The 14285-nt window shown below is 73.5% G+C and carries 16 protein-coding genes; 6 read left to right on the top strand and 10 right to left on the bottom strand.

Annotation, left to right across the window (positions count from 1 at the left end):
* Positions 1 to 80: 80 nt before the first annotated feature.
* Positions 81 to 1115, bottom strand: a complete 1035-nt coding sequence (locus C6W10_RS10720) for an SIS domain-containing protein (protein ID WP_107257937.1) — start codon at positions 1113 to 1115, stop codon at positions 81 to 83.
* A 188-nt stretch (positions 1116 to 1303) separates the two neighbouring features.
* Here C6W10_RS10720 and C6W10_RS10715 point away from each other — a divergent pair, with 188 nt between their 5' ends.
* Entirely contained in the window at positions 1304 to 3145 is a 1842-nt protein-coding gene (locus C6W10_RS10715; protein ID WP_234359493.1) for a tetratricopeptide repeat protein, read from the top strand.
* A 155-nt stretch (positions 3146 to 3300) separates the two neighbouring features.
* Here C6W10_RS10715 and C6W10_RS10710 read toward each other — a convergent pair whose 3' ends face one another.
* Complete coding sequence (locus tag C6W10_RS10710) at positions 3301 to 4884, bottom strand: MDR family MFS transporter (protein ID WP_369938205.1); 1584 nt, start codon at positions 4882 to 4884, stop codon at positions 3301 to 3303.
* Between the two features lie 117 nt (positions 4885 to 5001).
* Here C6W10_RS10710 and C6W10_RS10705 point away from each other — a divergent pair, with 117 nt between their 5' ends.
* A complete protein-coding gene (locus C6W10_RS10705) occupies positions 5002 to 5625 on the top strand; it encodes a TetR/AcrR family transcriptional regulator (RefSeq protein WP_107263834.1) in 624 nt (207 codons plus the stop codon).
* 10 nt (positions 5626 to 5635) lie between these two features.
* Here the strand turns inward: C6W10_RS10705 and C6W10_RS10700 are convergent, their stop codons facing one another.
* Together C6W10_RS10700 and C6W10_RS10695 are read right to left on the bottom strand one after the other, a co-directional pair.
* Positions 5636 to 6172, bottom strand: coding sequence for a GNAT family N-acetyltransferase (locus tag C6W10_RS10700; protein ID WP_107257935.1), 537 nt, complete (start codon positions 6170 to 6172; stop codon positions 5636 to 5638).
* Positions 6169 to 6384: a biotin/lipoyl-binding carrier protein gene (locus tag C6W10_RS10695; protein ID WP_101369757.1), complete on the bottom strand. Its 216-nt coding sequence runs from the start codon at positions 6382 to 6384 to the stop codon at positions 6169 to 6171. The genes C6W10_RS10700 and C6W10_RS10695 overlap by 4 nt, the downstream gene beginning before the upstream one ends.
* A 228-nt stretch (positions 6385 to 6612) precedes the next feature.
* On the opposite strand from C6W10_RS10695, the gene C6W10_RS39680 reads away from it, so the two are divergent.
* Positions 6613 to 6687 (top strand): 50S ribosomal protein bL37, encoded by a 75-nt coding sequence (locus C6W10_RS39680; protein WP_369752275.1) that lies wholly within the window; start codon positions 6613 to 6615, stop codon positions 6685 to 6687.
* A 142-nt stretch (positions 6688 to 6829) separates the two neighbouring features.
* Here C6W10_RS39680 and rsrA read toward each other — a convergent pair whose 3' ends face one another.
* The 5 genes from rsrA to C6W10_RS10670 form a co-directional block, all read right to left on the bottom strand.
* Entirely contained in the window at positions 6830 to 7114 is a 285-nt protein-coding gene (gene rsrA / locus C6W10_RS10690; RefSeq protein ID WP_107257934.1) for a mycothiol system anti-sigma-R factor, read from the bottom strand.
* Positions 7115 to 7118: 4 nt separating this feature from the next.
* Positions 7119 to 7970 carry a sigma-70 family RNA polymerase sigma factor gene (locus tag C6W10_RS10685; protein WP_304598414.1) on the bottom strand — a complete coding sequence of 284 codons (852 nt, stop codon included), beginning with the start codon at positions 7968 to 7970 and terminating at the stop codon, positions 7119 to 7121.
* A gap of 250 nt (positions 7971 to 8220) precedes the next feature.
* Positions 8221 to 8835 (bottom strand): alpha/beta family hydrolase, encoded by a 615-nt coding sequence (locus C6W10_RS10680; RefSeq protein ID WP_107257933.1) that lies wholly within the window; start codon positions 8833 to 8835, stop codon positions 8221 to 8223.
* A gap of 82 nt (positions 8836 to 8917) precedes the next feature.
* A complete protein-coding gene (locus C6W10_RS10675) occupies positions 8918 to 9322 on the bottom strand; it encodes a WhiB family transcriptional regulator (protein ID WP_107257932.1) in 405 nt (134 codons plus the stop codon).
* 200 nt (positions 9323 to 9522) lie between these two features.
* Positions 9523 to 10245 (bottom strand): SOS response-associated peptidase, encoded by a 723-nt coding sequence (locus C6W10_RS10670; RefSeq protein ID WP_107257931.1) that lies wholly within the window; start codon positions 10243 to 10245, stop codon positions 9523 to 9525.
* A 101-nt stretch (positions 10246 to 10346) separates the two neighbouring features.
* On the opposite strand from C6W10_RS10670, the gene aroA reads away from it, so the two are divergent.
* Positions 10347 to 11657 carry a 3-phosphoshikimate 1-carboxyvinyltransferase gene (gene aroA, locus C6W10_RS10665; RefSeq protein WP_107257930.1) on the top strand — a complete coding sequence of 437 codons (1311 nt, stop codon included), beginning with the start codon at positions 10347 to 10349 and terminating at the stop codon, positions 11655 to 11657.
* Between the two features lie 171 nt (positions 11658 to 11828).
* On the top strand, positions 11829 to 12776 hold the full coding sequence (gene rsgA / locus C6W10_RS10660; protein ID WP_234359494.1) for a ribosome small subunit-dependent GTPase A: 948 nt from the start codon (positions 11829 to 11831) through the stop codon (positions 12774 to 12776).
* Between the two features lie 10 nt (positions 12777 to 12786).
* Here the strand turns inward: rsgA and C6W10_RS10655 are convergent, their stop codons facing one another.
* On the bottom strand, positions 12787 to 13392 hold the full coding sequence (locus tag C6W10_RS10655) for a DUF2087 domain-containing protein (protein ID WP_234361692.1): 606 nt from the start codon (positions 13390 to 13392) through the stop codon (positions 12787 to 12789).
* A 51-nt stretch (positions 13393 to 13443) separates the two neighbouring features.
* On the opposite strand from C6W10_RS10655, the gene hisN reads away from it, so the two are divergent.
* Positions 13444 to 14235 (top strand): histidinol-phosphatase, encoded by a 792-nt coding sequence (gene hisN, locus C6W10_RS10650; RefSeq protein WP_107257927.1) that lies wholly within the window; start codon positions 13444 to 13446, stop codon positions 14233 to 14235.
* Positions 14236 to 14285 lie beyond the last annotated feature (50 nt).

Genomic DNA, 14285 nt, shown 5'->3' with positions numbered 1-14285 from the left:
ACCAGGCCCGTTGTGAGGTGTAAGGCGGGGGCCCTTCTCGGTCGCATCCGGTCGTGGAAGGGCCCTCGCTACCTCCGGGGTCAGAGTGTCGAGGTGACCTTGTGCAGGCCGCGCGGGGCGTCCGGGTCCTCTCCCCTGGCCAGCGCGAGGGCGAGGGCGAGCCGCTGCACCGGCAGGATGTCCAGCAGCGGGGCGTACCGCTCGTCGACCTCGGGCACGGGCAGCCGGGCGGCGGCCCCGTCGACCTCGGCCGGCCCGACGACCACCAGGTCCGCGCCGCGCTCGCCGACCTTGGCGAGTACCTCGCGCATGGCGGTGCCGCCCGCGCCGGCACCGACGACGGCCAGCACGGGTACGTCCGGGTCGGTCATCGCCAGCGGGCCGTGCAGCAGGTCGGCGCCGGAGAAGGCGAGCGCCGGCAGGTAGGAGGTCTCCATCAGCTTCAGCGCCGCCTCCCGGGCGGTCGGGTAGGCGTACCCCCGGCCGGTGGTGACCATCCGGTCCGCGAAGCGGTAGCGGGCGGCCAGTTGCCCCGGCGTCGGGTCGGCGAGGGTACGCGCGGCCAGCTCCGGCAGCGCCTCCAGCCCGGCCCGCTCCTCGGCGGGGATCGCGCCGTCCCCGGCCCGGATCCCCTCGACCAGCAGCAGCAGGGCGAGCAGTTCGGCGGTGTACGTCTTGGTCGCGGCGACCGCCCGCTCGTGTCCGGCCGCCACGTCGATCGCGAGTTCGGCGGCGCCGGTCAGCGGCGAGTCGGGCGCGTTGGTCACCGCCAGGGTCAGCGCGCCGGCCTCCCGGGCCACCCGGAGCACCTCGGTCAGGTCGGGTGAGCCGCCGCTCTGGCTCACCCCGACGACCAGCGCCTCGGAGAGGTCGGGCCGGGCCCCGAAGAGGGTGATGGTGCTCGGCGAGGCGAGCCCGGCGGGGAGGCCGAGCCGGATCTCGGTCAGGTACGCCGCGTAGAGGGCGGCGTGGTCCGAGGTGCCGCGTGCGGTGAAGACCACGTGCTTCGGCCGGCGCTCCGCGATCACCGCCGCCACCTGCGCGATCGCGGCCGTCGAGGCCGGTTCCAGCAGACGTGCGAAGCCCTCCGGCTGCTCGGCGATGTCCGCCGCCATGCCGGCTCCCGGTTGCGCCACGATGACCTCCTCATGCGCGATTCCCGCGCGTTCCATGCTCAACTCTGCACGATTTGACGCGTCAGAGCAATTCAGCGAGCAGCTTTGCGCAGTAGATCACCAACCGCCGTCGCCATGCCCTAGGCTCCCCAACCCAGGGAAAATTCCACGTACGAAGGGTCGACTCGGTGCCCGAGGGAACAGACGATCCCCGGCTCTCGGCCGAGGGAGAACTCGCGCTGGCCCGGCTGGCGCTGGACGAGGGCGATCTCCGGCACGCCGCCGGTCACCTGGCCGGAGCGATCGCGTACGCGCCGACCATGCCCGAGGTGCACGAGGTGCTCGCCCAGCTCGCCGCCCGGTCCGGCGGCGGGGTCGACCTCTTCCCGCTCGACCAGCACCCGTTCATCGGTACCGTGGTGGCCCGCGCGCACCTGCTCGCCGCCGCCGGCCGCCCCGGCGACGGGCTGGAACTGCTCGCCGCCGCGACCGGGCACGTCCCGTCGGCCGACTGGGCCGGCGTGCCCTGGGTGAGCGCCCCCGAACTCCCCGGCCTGCTCGACCCGGACCGGATCGCCCGGGTGCTGATGCAGGTCTGCGCCGGCATCTCCGACCCGGTGCCGGAGACCGCCCGCGAGCCGCTCTGGCCCTACCTGCGGCTGGCCCGGCACGCCGTGGCCGCGCATCCCCGGCACGGGCTGCTGCTCGGCGCGGCGTCCGCGCTGGCCCGCCGGGTCGGTGCGGTCGGCCAGGCCGTCGAGTGGGCCGGCCAGGGCGCCCGGGAACTGCCGTCGAAGCTCTCCGAGGTGTGGCTCGGCTACGCCTACCGCAGCGCCGGGCGGACCGCCGAGGCGCTCGCCGCGCTGCGCCGGGCCGTCGACCACGACCCCGACGACCTCTCGGTGTACGCCGACATCGCCGGCACCCTCGCCGACCACGGCCGGCTCGACGAGGCGCTGGACTGGATCGACCGGGCGCTGGCCCGGGACCCGTCCTTCGACTGCGCGGTGCACACCGGTCACCGGCTGCGCTTCCGCCGCGACGGCGCCCTCGCCCACCTGGTGGCGCTGGCCGACTTCCAGCGGGACCATCCGGACGACTCGCACGAGCACAGCGACCTCGCCGAGTGCTGCCAGAACCAGCCGTGGCTGGGCCGGGTCCCGCCGGGCACCGAGGCGGTGGCGGTGGCGCTGCGGCAGCGGCTGGCCACCGGCGATCCGGCCGACGGCGCCCGGCTGCCGCTGGGTGGACTGGAGCCGCCGAGCGCGATGCGGGCCCTGCACGGGGCGGCCCCGGCCCTGGTCGTCACGGTCGCCACCACCCCGGAGCCGGACCTGCGCGAGCCACGCCGGCCGGTCGAACACCAGCTCTGGCGGTACGCCGGCATCACCGCCGTACCGGCCGTGCCGGAGCCGCCCGACGCGGCGGTACGCCGGATCCAGCAGTTGGCCCACCCCGCCTGGCCGCATCCGCCGGCCGCCTACGACGCGGCGGTCGGGCTCGCCACGCTCGAACTCGACGACCTGCTCGGCCTGCTGGCCCATCCGCCGGCCCCGCCGGAGACCGAACTGGGCCGCACGCTGAGCCGGCACGACCCGACGCTCTGGGTGCGCTGTGTCCAGGTCTGGGTCTGCCTCGGGCTGCTGCACCACCGTACGGACGAGCCGTGGCCGGACTCGACCCGACGGCGGGTACTGCTCGACCTGGTCTGGGGTGTCGAGGACTGGGTCACCGAGGCGGCCCTCTTCGCCCTGGTCACCGCCGCCTGGGTGGACCCGTCGGTGCGTACCGAGGTGGCCCGGGTGACCGCCGAACGGCTCGGCGACGCGGTCGAGGTGGCCCAGCGGCGGCCGGTCACCGTACTGCGTTCCCTGGCCCACCTGGTACTGGCCACCCCGGCCGCCGAGCCGGCCGCGGTCGACACCGCCCGCCTGCTGCTCGCCCGGGACGGTTCTCCGGTCGCGCCCCGGCAGCGCCGGTTCGGCCGGCTGCTGGACCGGTTGTGGCGGCGCCTCACCCGGCACGGCTGAGCCACACCGAACGGAGACCCGGCCGACCCGCACGGGCGGAACCCGCACGGGCGGAACGCGGAGAGGTCCGGCGGTGACCTGTACGCCAGAGGCGCTATCGCCCCGGTATTACGCCTCTGGCGTACAGGTCGGCGTGTTGGGCCCGACGCCGGTGGTCAGCGCACGGGTGGGCTGGCCAGGGCGATCTCCGCCTGCTCCTCGGGAGTGTCGGTCTCGGCGGTGGGGCCGCCGCGCAGCGGGATCTCCTTGACGAACCAGGCCAGCACCGCTACGACCAGCGCGAACGGTACCGCCCAGACGAAGACCGCGCCGATCGCGTCGGCGAGCCCGCCGAGTACGGCGTGCTGCTGCTCCGGCGGCAGCGACCGCAGCGCGGCCGGGTCGACCCCGGCGCCCTCGCCGCCGCCGGCCATCATCGGCCCGGCGGCCGAGTCGGCGAGCCGGTTGGCGAAGACCGCGCCGAAGAGCGAGATCCCGAAGGAACCGCCGATCGACCGGAAGAAGGTGGCCGCGCCGCTCGCCGCGCCGAGGTCCTTCTGCTCGACGCTGTTCTGCGCGATCAGCATCGAGGTCTGCATCAGGAAGCCCATCCCGACGCCGAGCACGATCATGTAGAGCGAGGACTCCAGCTTGCCGGTGTCGACGTCGAGCATGGCCAGCAGCGCCATGCCGGCGGTCATCACGATCCCGCCGACGATCGGGAAGGCCCGGTAGCGGCCGGTCCTGGTGATCGCCCGACCGACCACGATCGACACCACCAGCATGCCGAACATCAACGGCAGCAGCAGCAGTCCGCTGTTGGTGGCCGAGGCGCCCTGCACGGTCTGCTGGAACAGCGGCAGGAAGTTCATCGAGCCGAACATCGCGAAGCCGAGCAGGAAGCCGATCACCGAGATCACCGCGAAGTTGCGGTTGGCGAAGAGGCTCAGCGGCAGGATCGGCTCCGGTACCCGCCGCTCGACCAGGGCGAAGGCGACCAGCGAGGCCACGGCGAGGGCGGCCAGGCCGAGGATCGGGCCGGAGACCCAGTCGTACTCGTTGCCGCCCCAGGTGGTGACCAGCACGATCGCGGTGATGCCGACCGAGAGCAGCGCGGCGCCGACCCAGTCGATCCGGTGCTCGGTGCGGTACTTCGGCAGGTGCATCCGGGTGGCCAGCAGGATCAGTGCGACCCCGCCGAGCGGCAGGTTGACGTAGAACGCCCACCGCCAGGAGAGGTGGTCGGTGATGAAGCCGCCGACCAGCGGACCGGCCACCATGGCGATGGCCATGATGCCGGCGATCATGCCCTGGTAGCGGCCCCGCTCCCGGGGCGGTACCAGGTCACCGATGATCGCCATCACGCCGACCATCAGGCCGCCCGCGCCGAGGCCCTGCACCGCGCGGAAGGCGATCAGCTCCATCATCCCGTCGCCGGGGCCGCCGAGCAGCTCCGATCCGGCCATGCCGCAGAGGGCCGAGCCGAGCAGGAACAGCACGATCGAGCTGAGGAAGACGGTCTTACGGCCGTACAGGTCGCCGAGCTTGCCCCAGATCGGGGTCGAGACGGTGGAACCGAGCACGTACGCGGTGACCACCCAGGTGAAGTGGTTGAGTCCGCCGAACTCGCCCACGATCCGGGGCAGGGCGGTGCTGACGATCATGTTGTCGAGCATCGCGAGCATCATCGCGATCATCAGGCCGCCGAGTACGACCCTGATGTTGACTGGTCTTTCCGGCGCTTCCGCCATCGTGGTCATCGGTAGGCTCTCCCCCTGAGTGTGACCCGCTTACTTGCCGACCGGCTAGTGATTCTACTTGCCGCACGGTAAGTTGGGTGCCGGATGCCCGTCAAGTGATTAGGAGAGGTGGTCGGGGTGACCGGCAGCACAGGCGACACGCGGTCCCGAATCCAGGCCGTCGCCCTCGAACTCTTCACCGAGCAGGGCTACGAGAAGACCTCGCTACGGGAGATCGCCGAGCGGCTCGGCGTCACCAAGGCCGCCCTCTACTACCACTTCAGGAGCAAGGACGACATCGTCCACAGCTTCGTCTCCGACCGGATCGAGCGGCTGGACCGGCTGATCGAGTGGGCCTCGGAACAGCCGGCCGACGCCGCCGGCCGCCGGGCGACGCTGCGCCGCTACTGCGAGGAGTTCTTCGGCGACGACGGTCGCAACGTGATGCGGTTCTTCGAGCAGAACCAGACCGTGATCAAGCAGCTCTCCTCGGGCCTGATGATGCGCGAGCGGATGCTGCGGCTCGCGGAGCTGCTCTCCCGGGCCGATCCCTCGCCGGCCGGGCAGCTCCGGGCGACGCTGGCGCTCTTCGCCGTACACGGCAGCCTCTTCGCGCTGCGCGGCGAGATCAGCACCAGGGAACGCCGGGAACTCGCCCTGGGGCTCGCCAACGAGTTGCTCGACCGGATCGGCGAGGGTCCCGCCGCACGCGACGAGCCGGAGTCCGAGGCGGACGGCGCCCCGACCGCCAGGGCCGGCTGACCCGCCGATCTCAACCCCGGCTGGGCTCCGGCAGCACCGTCGGCGCGGCGCTCAGGTCGAGGCGCAGCGCGAGCAGGTCGACGCCGGGCGCCGGCGACCAGTCCCGCTCCGGGGTACGGACGAAACCGAACCCCGCGTAGAGCCGGTGCGCGGGCGCGGAGAAGCTCCGGGTGCAGATCACCACCCGGGAACACCCGAGCGACCGGGCCCGGTCCAGGCAGGCCCGGACCAGCGCCTTGCCGACGCCTCGGCCCTGCGCGTCCGGGTCCACCGCCAACATCCGGAACTCCGCCTCACCCGGGCGGGAGAGTTCGGCGTACGCCGAACCGGGGAGTACGAAGAGCACCGCACCGAGCAGTTCGCCGGTCGCCTCGTCGGCGGCGACCAGCAGCTCGCCGGCACCGACCCGGGCCGGTACGTCGGCGAGCAGCTGTTCGTACCCGTGCTCGCCGTCGAGCTGCCCGTCCGCCCGGTACGCCGCCACGGTGAGCCGGGCGATCGCGTCGAAGTCGGCCGGCTCGGCGGCCCGGACCAGCAGGCCGGTCATTCGATGACGGCGATCAGGTCGCCGTCCTGCACGACGTCGCCCTCGTTGACGGCGAGTTCCCGGAGCACCCCGTCCGACTCGGCCACCACCGGGATCTCCATCTTCATCGACTCCAGGATCACCAGCGTGTCACCCTCGGACACCGAGTCGCCGGCCGTGGCCACGACCTTCCAGACGTTCGCCACCATCTCGGCGCGGATCTCCTCGGCCATCGGCTTCCCCTCGTCGTCACTTCTGCCCTGCGACGGTATCCAATCATGCGACGGGCGCCGTGGCGGGCACGGCGGCGATCGTCGTCGGCTGCTCGCGGCCCCGGACTGCCGGATGGACCGCCTCGGCGGGGCCGACCGGCGACCATGGGAGGATTGCCCGGCGCGAGCAGAGACGGGCGGTCGACGACGGTGGTCGGCGCCGCCCACGGCAGACAGACGGAGGTCAGCATGGCGAAGAAGGCACGGAAGAAGAAGGCGCGGAAGAAGAGCTCCGCCAACCACGGCAAGCGCCCCAACTCCTGAGCTCGGCGCCGAGCCTGGGCGGCCGGGCGGGGCACGGGATCCGTCGGCGATCGCGGCAGAGCGCTCGCCACAACCCGGCCCGCCCGGCGATCCGCCGCCACCACCGGGGCGTCACCCCGGCGAGCGACGGTCCGGCGGGGGCTCAGTCGGCGAGGTACTCCCGGGAGTCGGTCTCGAAGACCAGCTCCGCCAGGCGGACCCGCAGCCGCTCCCGAAGCTCGACCGGCGCGGTCTCGTTGCCGCAGCAGCGGGCGACCAGCGCCTTGACCTCCTGCTCGATGCCGTACTCGCGCAGGCAGGGCGAGCACTCGTCGAGATGGTCCCGGATCAGGTTGCGCCGCTCGTCCGGGCACTCCAGGTCGAGGTAGAGGTATACCTCGGTGAGGACCTCACGGCAGTCCGTCTCGTGCGGTTCACCGCAACTCATTCGCTCACACCTCCCGGCCAGCCGCAGCGGACCTGGTCGACGGGGCGGACGAGAAGCCCCGCTCGGCAGCGTAACGCTCGAGCAGCTTTCGTAGGTTCCGCCGGCCACGGTGCAACCGGGACATCACGGTGCCGATCGGCGTTCCCATGATGTCGGCGACCTCCTTGTAGGAAAACCCCTCGACGTCGGTGAGGTAGACGGCGAGCCGGAACTCCTCCGGGAGCTGCTGCAACGCCTCTTTGACGTCGGTGTCCGGGAGTCGGTCCAGCGCCTCGGTCTCGGCCGAACGCAGCCCGCTGGAGGTGTGCGACTCCGCCTCGGCGAGCTGCCAGTCGGTGATCTCCTCGGTGGGCGCCTGCACGGGCTGCCGCTGCCGGCGACGGTAGGAGTTGATGTAGGTGTTGGTCAGGATCCGGTAGAGCCACGCCTTGAGGTTCGTACCCTCTTCGAACTGGTGGAACGCGGCGAACGCCTTCAGGAAGGTCTCCTGGACCAGGTCCTCCGCGTCGGCGGGGTTGCGGGTCATCCGCAGGCCGGCGGCGTACAACTGGTCGACGAAGGGCAGCGCGTCACGTTCGAACCGGGCCCTGCGCTCGTCCGTCTTCTCCGCTGTCAACCGGCCGTCTCCCTCACCTCGGTACCGAACCGGCGCGGTGACCTTCTTCCCCACCACCGCAGCGTTATTCGGCTGTCCCGCCGAGGATACGCGGAAAGCGCGGCCCGGCGACTCCGTTCGGGTCGGGCCGGTACCCGCCGCCGGCCGGTCGCCGGACGACCGGGACGGCGGAGCGTTCCGCCTCCGGTCGGGCCACCGCGCCTCGCGGTCGTGCTCCAGGCTCCGTGTCTCGGTCGACACCGGGCAAACCCCCTCGTGGCTCCTTTGGCTTCCGGGAGTTGTAACCGCCGTACCGGGCGAGGCATTCCGTTCACCGCCCATCCCTGGCCCCGGCCGTGACCAATCCGATCGGATCCGCCACGGCTGGGACCAGGAAGGGCCTGGGAGGATGAGACCGGGCGCCACGTCCGATTCGCGGAATCGCAGGCGGCGTCCGGCATCAGTTGGAGCAACGATCACCCCGGCAGGACAGAAACGGCCGGCCCGGACCTCAGCCCGCCCAGCCCCGCTCGCGCAGCCAGCCGAGCACCAGCCCGGCGGTTCCCGCCGGGTCGAGCCGCAGGTCGTGCCGTTCGCCCGGCCGTACCTCGACCCGGATGCCCGGCTCCTCGGCCGGTACGCCGAACGGGTCCCGATCGCCGCCCACCACCAGGGTCGGCAGTCCGGTACGCAGTTCCGCCGCCCGGGACCGCTCCGGCCGGCCGGGCGGATGGAGCGGAAAGGCGAGCGCGACGACCCCGGAGGCGCCCAGGACACCGGCGGTACGGCAGGCGACCCGGGCGCCACTGGACCGGCCGCCGACCACCAGGGTGGGGGTCGGGGCGTACCGGCCCAGCAGTGCGGTGACGACCGCCACCCACGCCTCGTCCAGGTGACCGGCGGGGGCCGGTGCCCGCCGGCCGGCCACCCGGTACGGCTGGGTCACCCTGGCCACCGCGATCCCGGCCCCGACCGCCGCGTCCCGGAGCGCCACCAGGTCCGGCGAGTCCACGCTGCCGCCCGCACCGTGCCCGAGCACCAGCAGGGTCGCCGGCCGGGGACGCGGCAGGTCGACGTCCACCCGGGCGGGGCCCCGTGGAGTGTCGATCTCGTCACCGTGCCGCACGGCGCCACTGTATGGCACCGTCCACCGGGTGACCTGGCGGTCGGCGGTGGTCGGGTGGGCCGGCGGCTGGAACGTGGCCGGGTCAGCGGCGGCTGGAACTGAGCGGGACGAGGGTCAGCAGGCGGTCCCGGACCGGTGGTCCGGCGTCGCCGGCCGCGTCCGGATCACGCTCCACCTGATCCCGCCAGGCGACCAGCATCGCCCGGCGTTCACGCGGCGTGGTCGCTCCCCATACGCCGTGGCAGTCACCCACCTCAAGCGCCCAGGCGAGGCAGGGTCCCTGTACGTCACAGGTCCGGCACAGCGCGACGGCCGAGTCGGCCGGCTCGCTGGGTGCCGGGAAAAATGTCTCCGGGTCCACGCTCTGGCACACCCCCCGGGTACGCCAGGCATCGTCCAGGCGCCGCTCACTGAGTGCCCGAAGCAGCCTCGGGTCTCGTCGTGCCGCGGCAACCTCGTGCGGGCGTGGCATCCGCGCCCGTGTCATTCACCCACCTCCCCCGTGGGACCGACGAAGATCGGTGAGTGCCGCTCGCCCGGTGCGAGCCGACACCCACTGCCGGCGCTGTGTTCTATCGCACCACCACGATGCGTGACAAGTGCTCTCGGCAAAGGTGTGGAAAACTGCGGGCGACGATCCACCTCGAAGGGTGGCAAATCGGTGCAGGCAAATACGCGGTTGCGCGCTCAGAACAGCGTCGACGCGATCGGTTCTTCTGGTAACGCGCGCAGCGGCGGGGCGGTGACCCGGGCCAGGAGTTCCGGACCGTCGTTCCGGACGTCTCCGACGCCCCTGCCGACCGGCCGGATCTCGATCTCGGCCAGCGACTTCTCGTCCGGCGGCGCGAGCAGCAGGGCCGGGTCGTCGTCGCCGTCGAGCCAGTCGGACCAGCGCTCCCGGGGCAGCAGCAGCGGCATCCGGTCGTGCACCAGGGCCAGTTCGCCGAGCGCCGCCGTGGTGACCACGCTGGTGGTGAGCAGCGGGTCGCCGGCACCGTGCCAGACCGACCAGAGTCCGGCGAAGGCGAGCACCCCGCCGTCGCGCGGAGTCATGAAGTACGGCTGCTTGCCGCCGTCCCGGCGGACCCACTCGTACCAGCCGTCGGCCGGGACGAGACAGCGGCGCCGGGCGAACGACTGCGCGTACGCCCGGGTGGTGGCGACCGTCTCGGCGCGGGCGTTGATCATGCGGGCGGCACCCCGGGTGTCCTTGGCCCAGTGCGGCAGCAGCCCCCAACGGGCCACCGAGAGCACCGAACCGCCCGAGTCGGGGCAGACCCGTACGACCGGCACCGGATCGGTCGGCGCGACGTTGTAGTCGGCGGCGAGCCGCCCACCGGTCTCGTCGTACGCCTCGAAGAGCGCGCTCAGATCGGCCGCGCTACGGGTGGTCGCGTACCTGCCGCACATGCCCGCCACGCTAGCGCCTCCGGCGCCGGCCGGCCGTCCCGTCAGGCGGGAGGGGCCGATGCTCCGATCCGGCTCCCCGGCCGCCGGGGCAGAATGTACCGGTGCCGAACCTCACGGCGGTCCGTCCGCTCGAGCCCTGGACCGCGCCGACCGCGACCGACCCGGTCGCCTCGACGCTGCGGCTGCCCGGCTCCAAGTCGTTGACGGCCCGGGCGCTGGTGCTCAGCGCGGTGGCCGACGGCCCCTCCACGCTGCGTCACCCGCTCCGCGCCCGGGACACCGAGCTGATGGCCGCCGGGCTGCGCGGGATGGGCGCCCACGTTTCCATTGTGGACGACGAGCGGTGGCTGGTCCGGCCCCGTCCGCTCCAGGGCCCGGCGCACGTCGACGTCGGGCTCTCCGGCACCGTCATGCGGTTCCTGCCGCCGGTCGCCGGGCTCGCCGAGGGGCCGGTCACCTTCGACGGCGACCCGCACGCCCGGCTCCGCCCGCTCGGCCCGCTGGTCGGCGCGCTCCGCGCCATCGGGGTTCGCATCGACACCACCGAGGGCGCCAGCCTGCCGCTGACCGTGCAGGGCGCCGGCCGGGTGCTCGGCGGCGAGGTCGTGATCGACGCCTCCGCCTCCAGCCAGTTCGTCTCCGGGCTGCTGCTCGGCGGGGCCCGGTTCGAACGCGGGATCGTGGTCCGGCACGTCGGCCCGCCGGTCCCGTCCGCCCCACACCTGCGGATGACCGTGCAGATGCTCCGGGCCGCCGGTGCCGCGGTCGACGACGCCAGCCCGGACGTCTGGGTGGTGGAGCCGGGTCGGCTCTCCGGACGGGGCTGGGACATCGAGCCGGACCTCTCCGGCGCGGTGCCGTTCTTCGCCGCCGCGCTGGTCACCGGCGGCACGGTGACCCTGCTCGGCTGGCCGCGCAGCAGCCTGCAACCGGTCGACACGCTGCGGGAGCTGCTCTCCCGGATGGGCGGCGAGGTGACCCTCGGCACCGACGGTCTCACCGTGAGCGGCACCGGCGGGATCCGCGGGGTCGACGCCGACCTCTCCGACGTCAGCGAGTTCACCCCGGTGCTGGCCGCCCTCGCCGTACTGGCCGACTCGCCGTCCCGGCTGCGCGGGGTGGGCCACATCCGGGGCCACGAGACCGACCGGCTCGCCGCGCTGGCCCGGGAGCTGACCGGCCTCGGCGCCGACGTCGCCGACACCGCCGACGGGCTGGAGATCCGGCCCCGGCAGCTGCGCGGCGGGACGTTCCGGACCTACGCCGACCACCGGATGGCGCACGCGGCGGCGGTGATCGGGCTCGCCGTGCCCGGCATCGAATTGGACGACGTGGCGTGTACCTCCAAGACCATGCCCGAGTTCCCGGCACTATGGTCGACGATGGTGACCGGCGGCGACGGGCGCCGATAGCCGGGACCGTTCGGTCCCCTCGCTGGTCGCCGTCGCCGGAAGACGAGACGGGGAGCGGAGCTGGCGGGCAAGCGGGAGTACGACGAGGACGACGTACGGGTACGACCCGGGCGGTCGTCGCGTCCGCGTACCCGGACCAGGCCACAGCACTCCGACGCCGTCGACGGCTTCGTGATCGCCGTCGACCGGGGCCGCTACACCTGCGTGGTCGGCGACGACCCGGCGGCCGGACGGGGTGACCGGGCCGACGGCGGGACGGTCACCGCGATGCGCGCCCGCGAGCTGGGCCGCAAGTCGGTGGTGGTCGGTGACCGGGTCGCCCTGGTCGGCGACACCTCCGGGACGGCCGGGGCGCTGGCCCGGATCGTCCGGATCGCCGAGCGCCGCTCGGTGCTGCGGCGTACCGCCGACGACGACGAGACCACCGCCGAGGGGCGGCTCGAACGGGTGGTGGTGGCCAACGCCGACCAGCTCGTGATCGTCAGCTCGCTGGCCGACCCGCCGCCCCGGACCGGGTTCATCGACCGGTGCCTGGTGGCGGCGTACGACGCCGACATCGAGCCGCTGCTCTGCCTGACCAAGGCGGATCTCGCCCAACCCGACGGGGTGCTCGGCTACTACGCGGAACTCGACCTGCCGCACGTACTCGTCGGCCCCGGCTCCGACCTCGACGAGCTGCGCGGACTCCTCGCCGAGCAGGTCTCGGTCATGGTCGGGCACTCCGGGGTGGGCAAGTCGACGCTGGTGAACCGGCTGGTCCCGGAGGCGGACCGGGCGGTCGGCACGGTCAGCGCGATCGGCCGGGGCCGGCACACCTCGACCAGCGCGGTCGCGCTGCGCCTGCCGTCGCTGCCCGGCAACCGGCGCACCCATCCCGGCTGGATCATCGACACGCCCGGGATCCGCAGCTTCGGCCTGGCGCACGTCTCCGCCGAAAGCCTGCTGCACGGCTTCCCCGACCTGGTCGAGGGGACCGTCGAGTGCCCGCCGAACTGCGAACACACCCCGGACGAGGCCGACTGCGCGCTCGACGCCTGGGTGGCGGCCGGCAACGCCGACCCGCGCCGGCTGGCGTCGTACCGCCGGCTGCTCGCCTCCCGGGCCGGCGAGGTCGAGTAGCCCCGGGTCGCTACCCGGGCAGGCCGTCGGGGTCGCTCGCGGCCGGGCCGGGGTCCAGGTCGACCGGGCCGCCGCTGCGCCAGTAGACGCCGTCCCGGCGAGTCAGCAGCACCTCGTCGACGAGGTAGCGGCGCAGCGCGGCGTAGTCGTCGTACCAGGCCCGGAGCAGGGCGTTCACCTCCCGCTCGGAGTAGCGCACCCCCGGCTCGAAGGTGGTGACGACGTGTTCGAGCAGCAGCCGTCGCCTGCCCTGCGCGGCCGGCATCTGCACGATCCGACCGTCCCGGACGAAGGCCCGGAGCACCGCCGCGACGGCCCGGTCCGGGTCCAGCTCCGCGTCCGGCTCGGCGGGGGCGGGCGGACGGGCGCGTACCGCCTCCTTGAACGCCCCGACCAGGGCGACCGCCCGGCCGTCGACCGTCTCGACCAGACCGCCGGACTCCAGCCGGCGCAGCGCGGCGGACACCGTCCGGGCGGGCAGCCCGGTCCGCTCCGCCACCTCGGCCACCTCGCCCGCGCCGAGCACCACGGCGGCGAAGGCGGCCAGCCGGTCCGACTCGGCCAGCAGGCCGATCAGCATTTCGGGGGACGCGTCGGAAATCGGTTCGGTGGCCACGGCGCGGGATGCTAACGCACCGGGGCGGACCGGATCGAGTAGGTTTCCGCCATGGCCCGGTACGCGGACGACCTGTCCCTGGCGCACATGCTCGCCGACACCGCCGACTCGATCTCGATGGCCCGGTTCCGGGCCCTGGACCTGCACGTGGAGGCGAAGCCGGACCTGACGCCGGTCACCGACGCGGACACCGCCGTCGAACGTGCCGTCCGGGCCACCCTGGCCCGCACCCGGCCCCGGGACGGCGTGCTCGGCGAGGAGTACGGCGCCTCCGCCGCACCCGCCGGAGCCGGCTCCCGGCAGTGGGTGGTCGACCCGATCGACGGCACCAAGAACTTCGTCCGGGGGGTGCCGATCTGGGCCACCCTGATCTCGCTGATGGACGGCGACACCCCGGTCGTCGGGCTGGTCTCCGCGCCGGCCCTGGGCCGCCGCTGGTGGGCGGCGACCGGACTCGGGGCGTACGCGGGCCGGCACCAGGCCGCCGCCACCCCGATCCGGGTCTCCGGGGTCGGCCGGCTCGCCGACGCCAGCTTCTGCTACTCCTCGCTGCACGGCTGGGAGGAGACCGGCCGGCTCGACCCGGTACTCGACATCCTCCGCTCGGTGTGGCGGAGCCGGGCGTACGGCGACTTCTACGGCTACATGCTGCTCGCCGAGGGGGCGGTCGACGCGATGGTGGAGCCGGAGCTGTCGCTCTGGGACGTGGCCGCGCTGATCCCGATCGTGACCGAGGCCGGCGGCACCTTCACCGACCTTCACGGACGCCCCGGCCCCGGCGGCGGCAGCGCGATCGCCAGCAACGGCAAACTGCACCAGGATCTGCTCGACCGGCTCGGCTAGCCGGCCGAGCGAAGCGGCACAGCAGCCTCTATCCTCGCCAGGTGTCCACC

The organism is Plantactinospora sp. BB1 (assembly GCF_003030385.1).
GTDB lineage: Bacteria > Actinomycetota > Actinomycetes > Mycobacteriales > Micromonosporaceae > Plantactinospora.
This window is presented reverse-complemented; position numbering and strand designations above follow the sequence as displayed.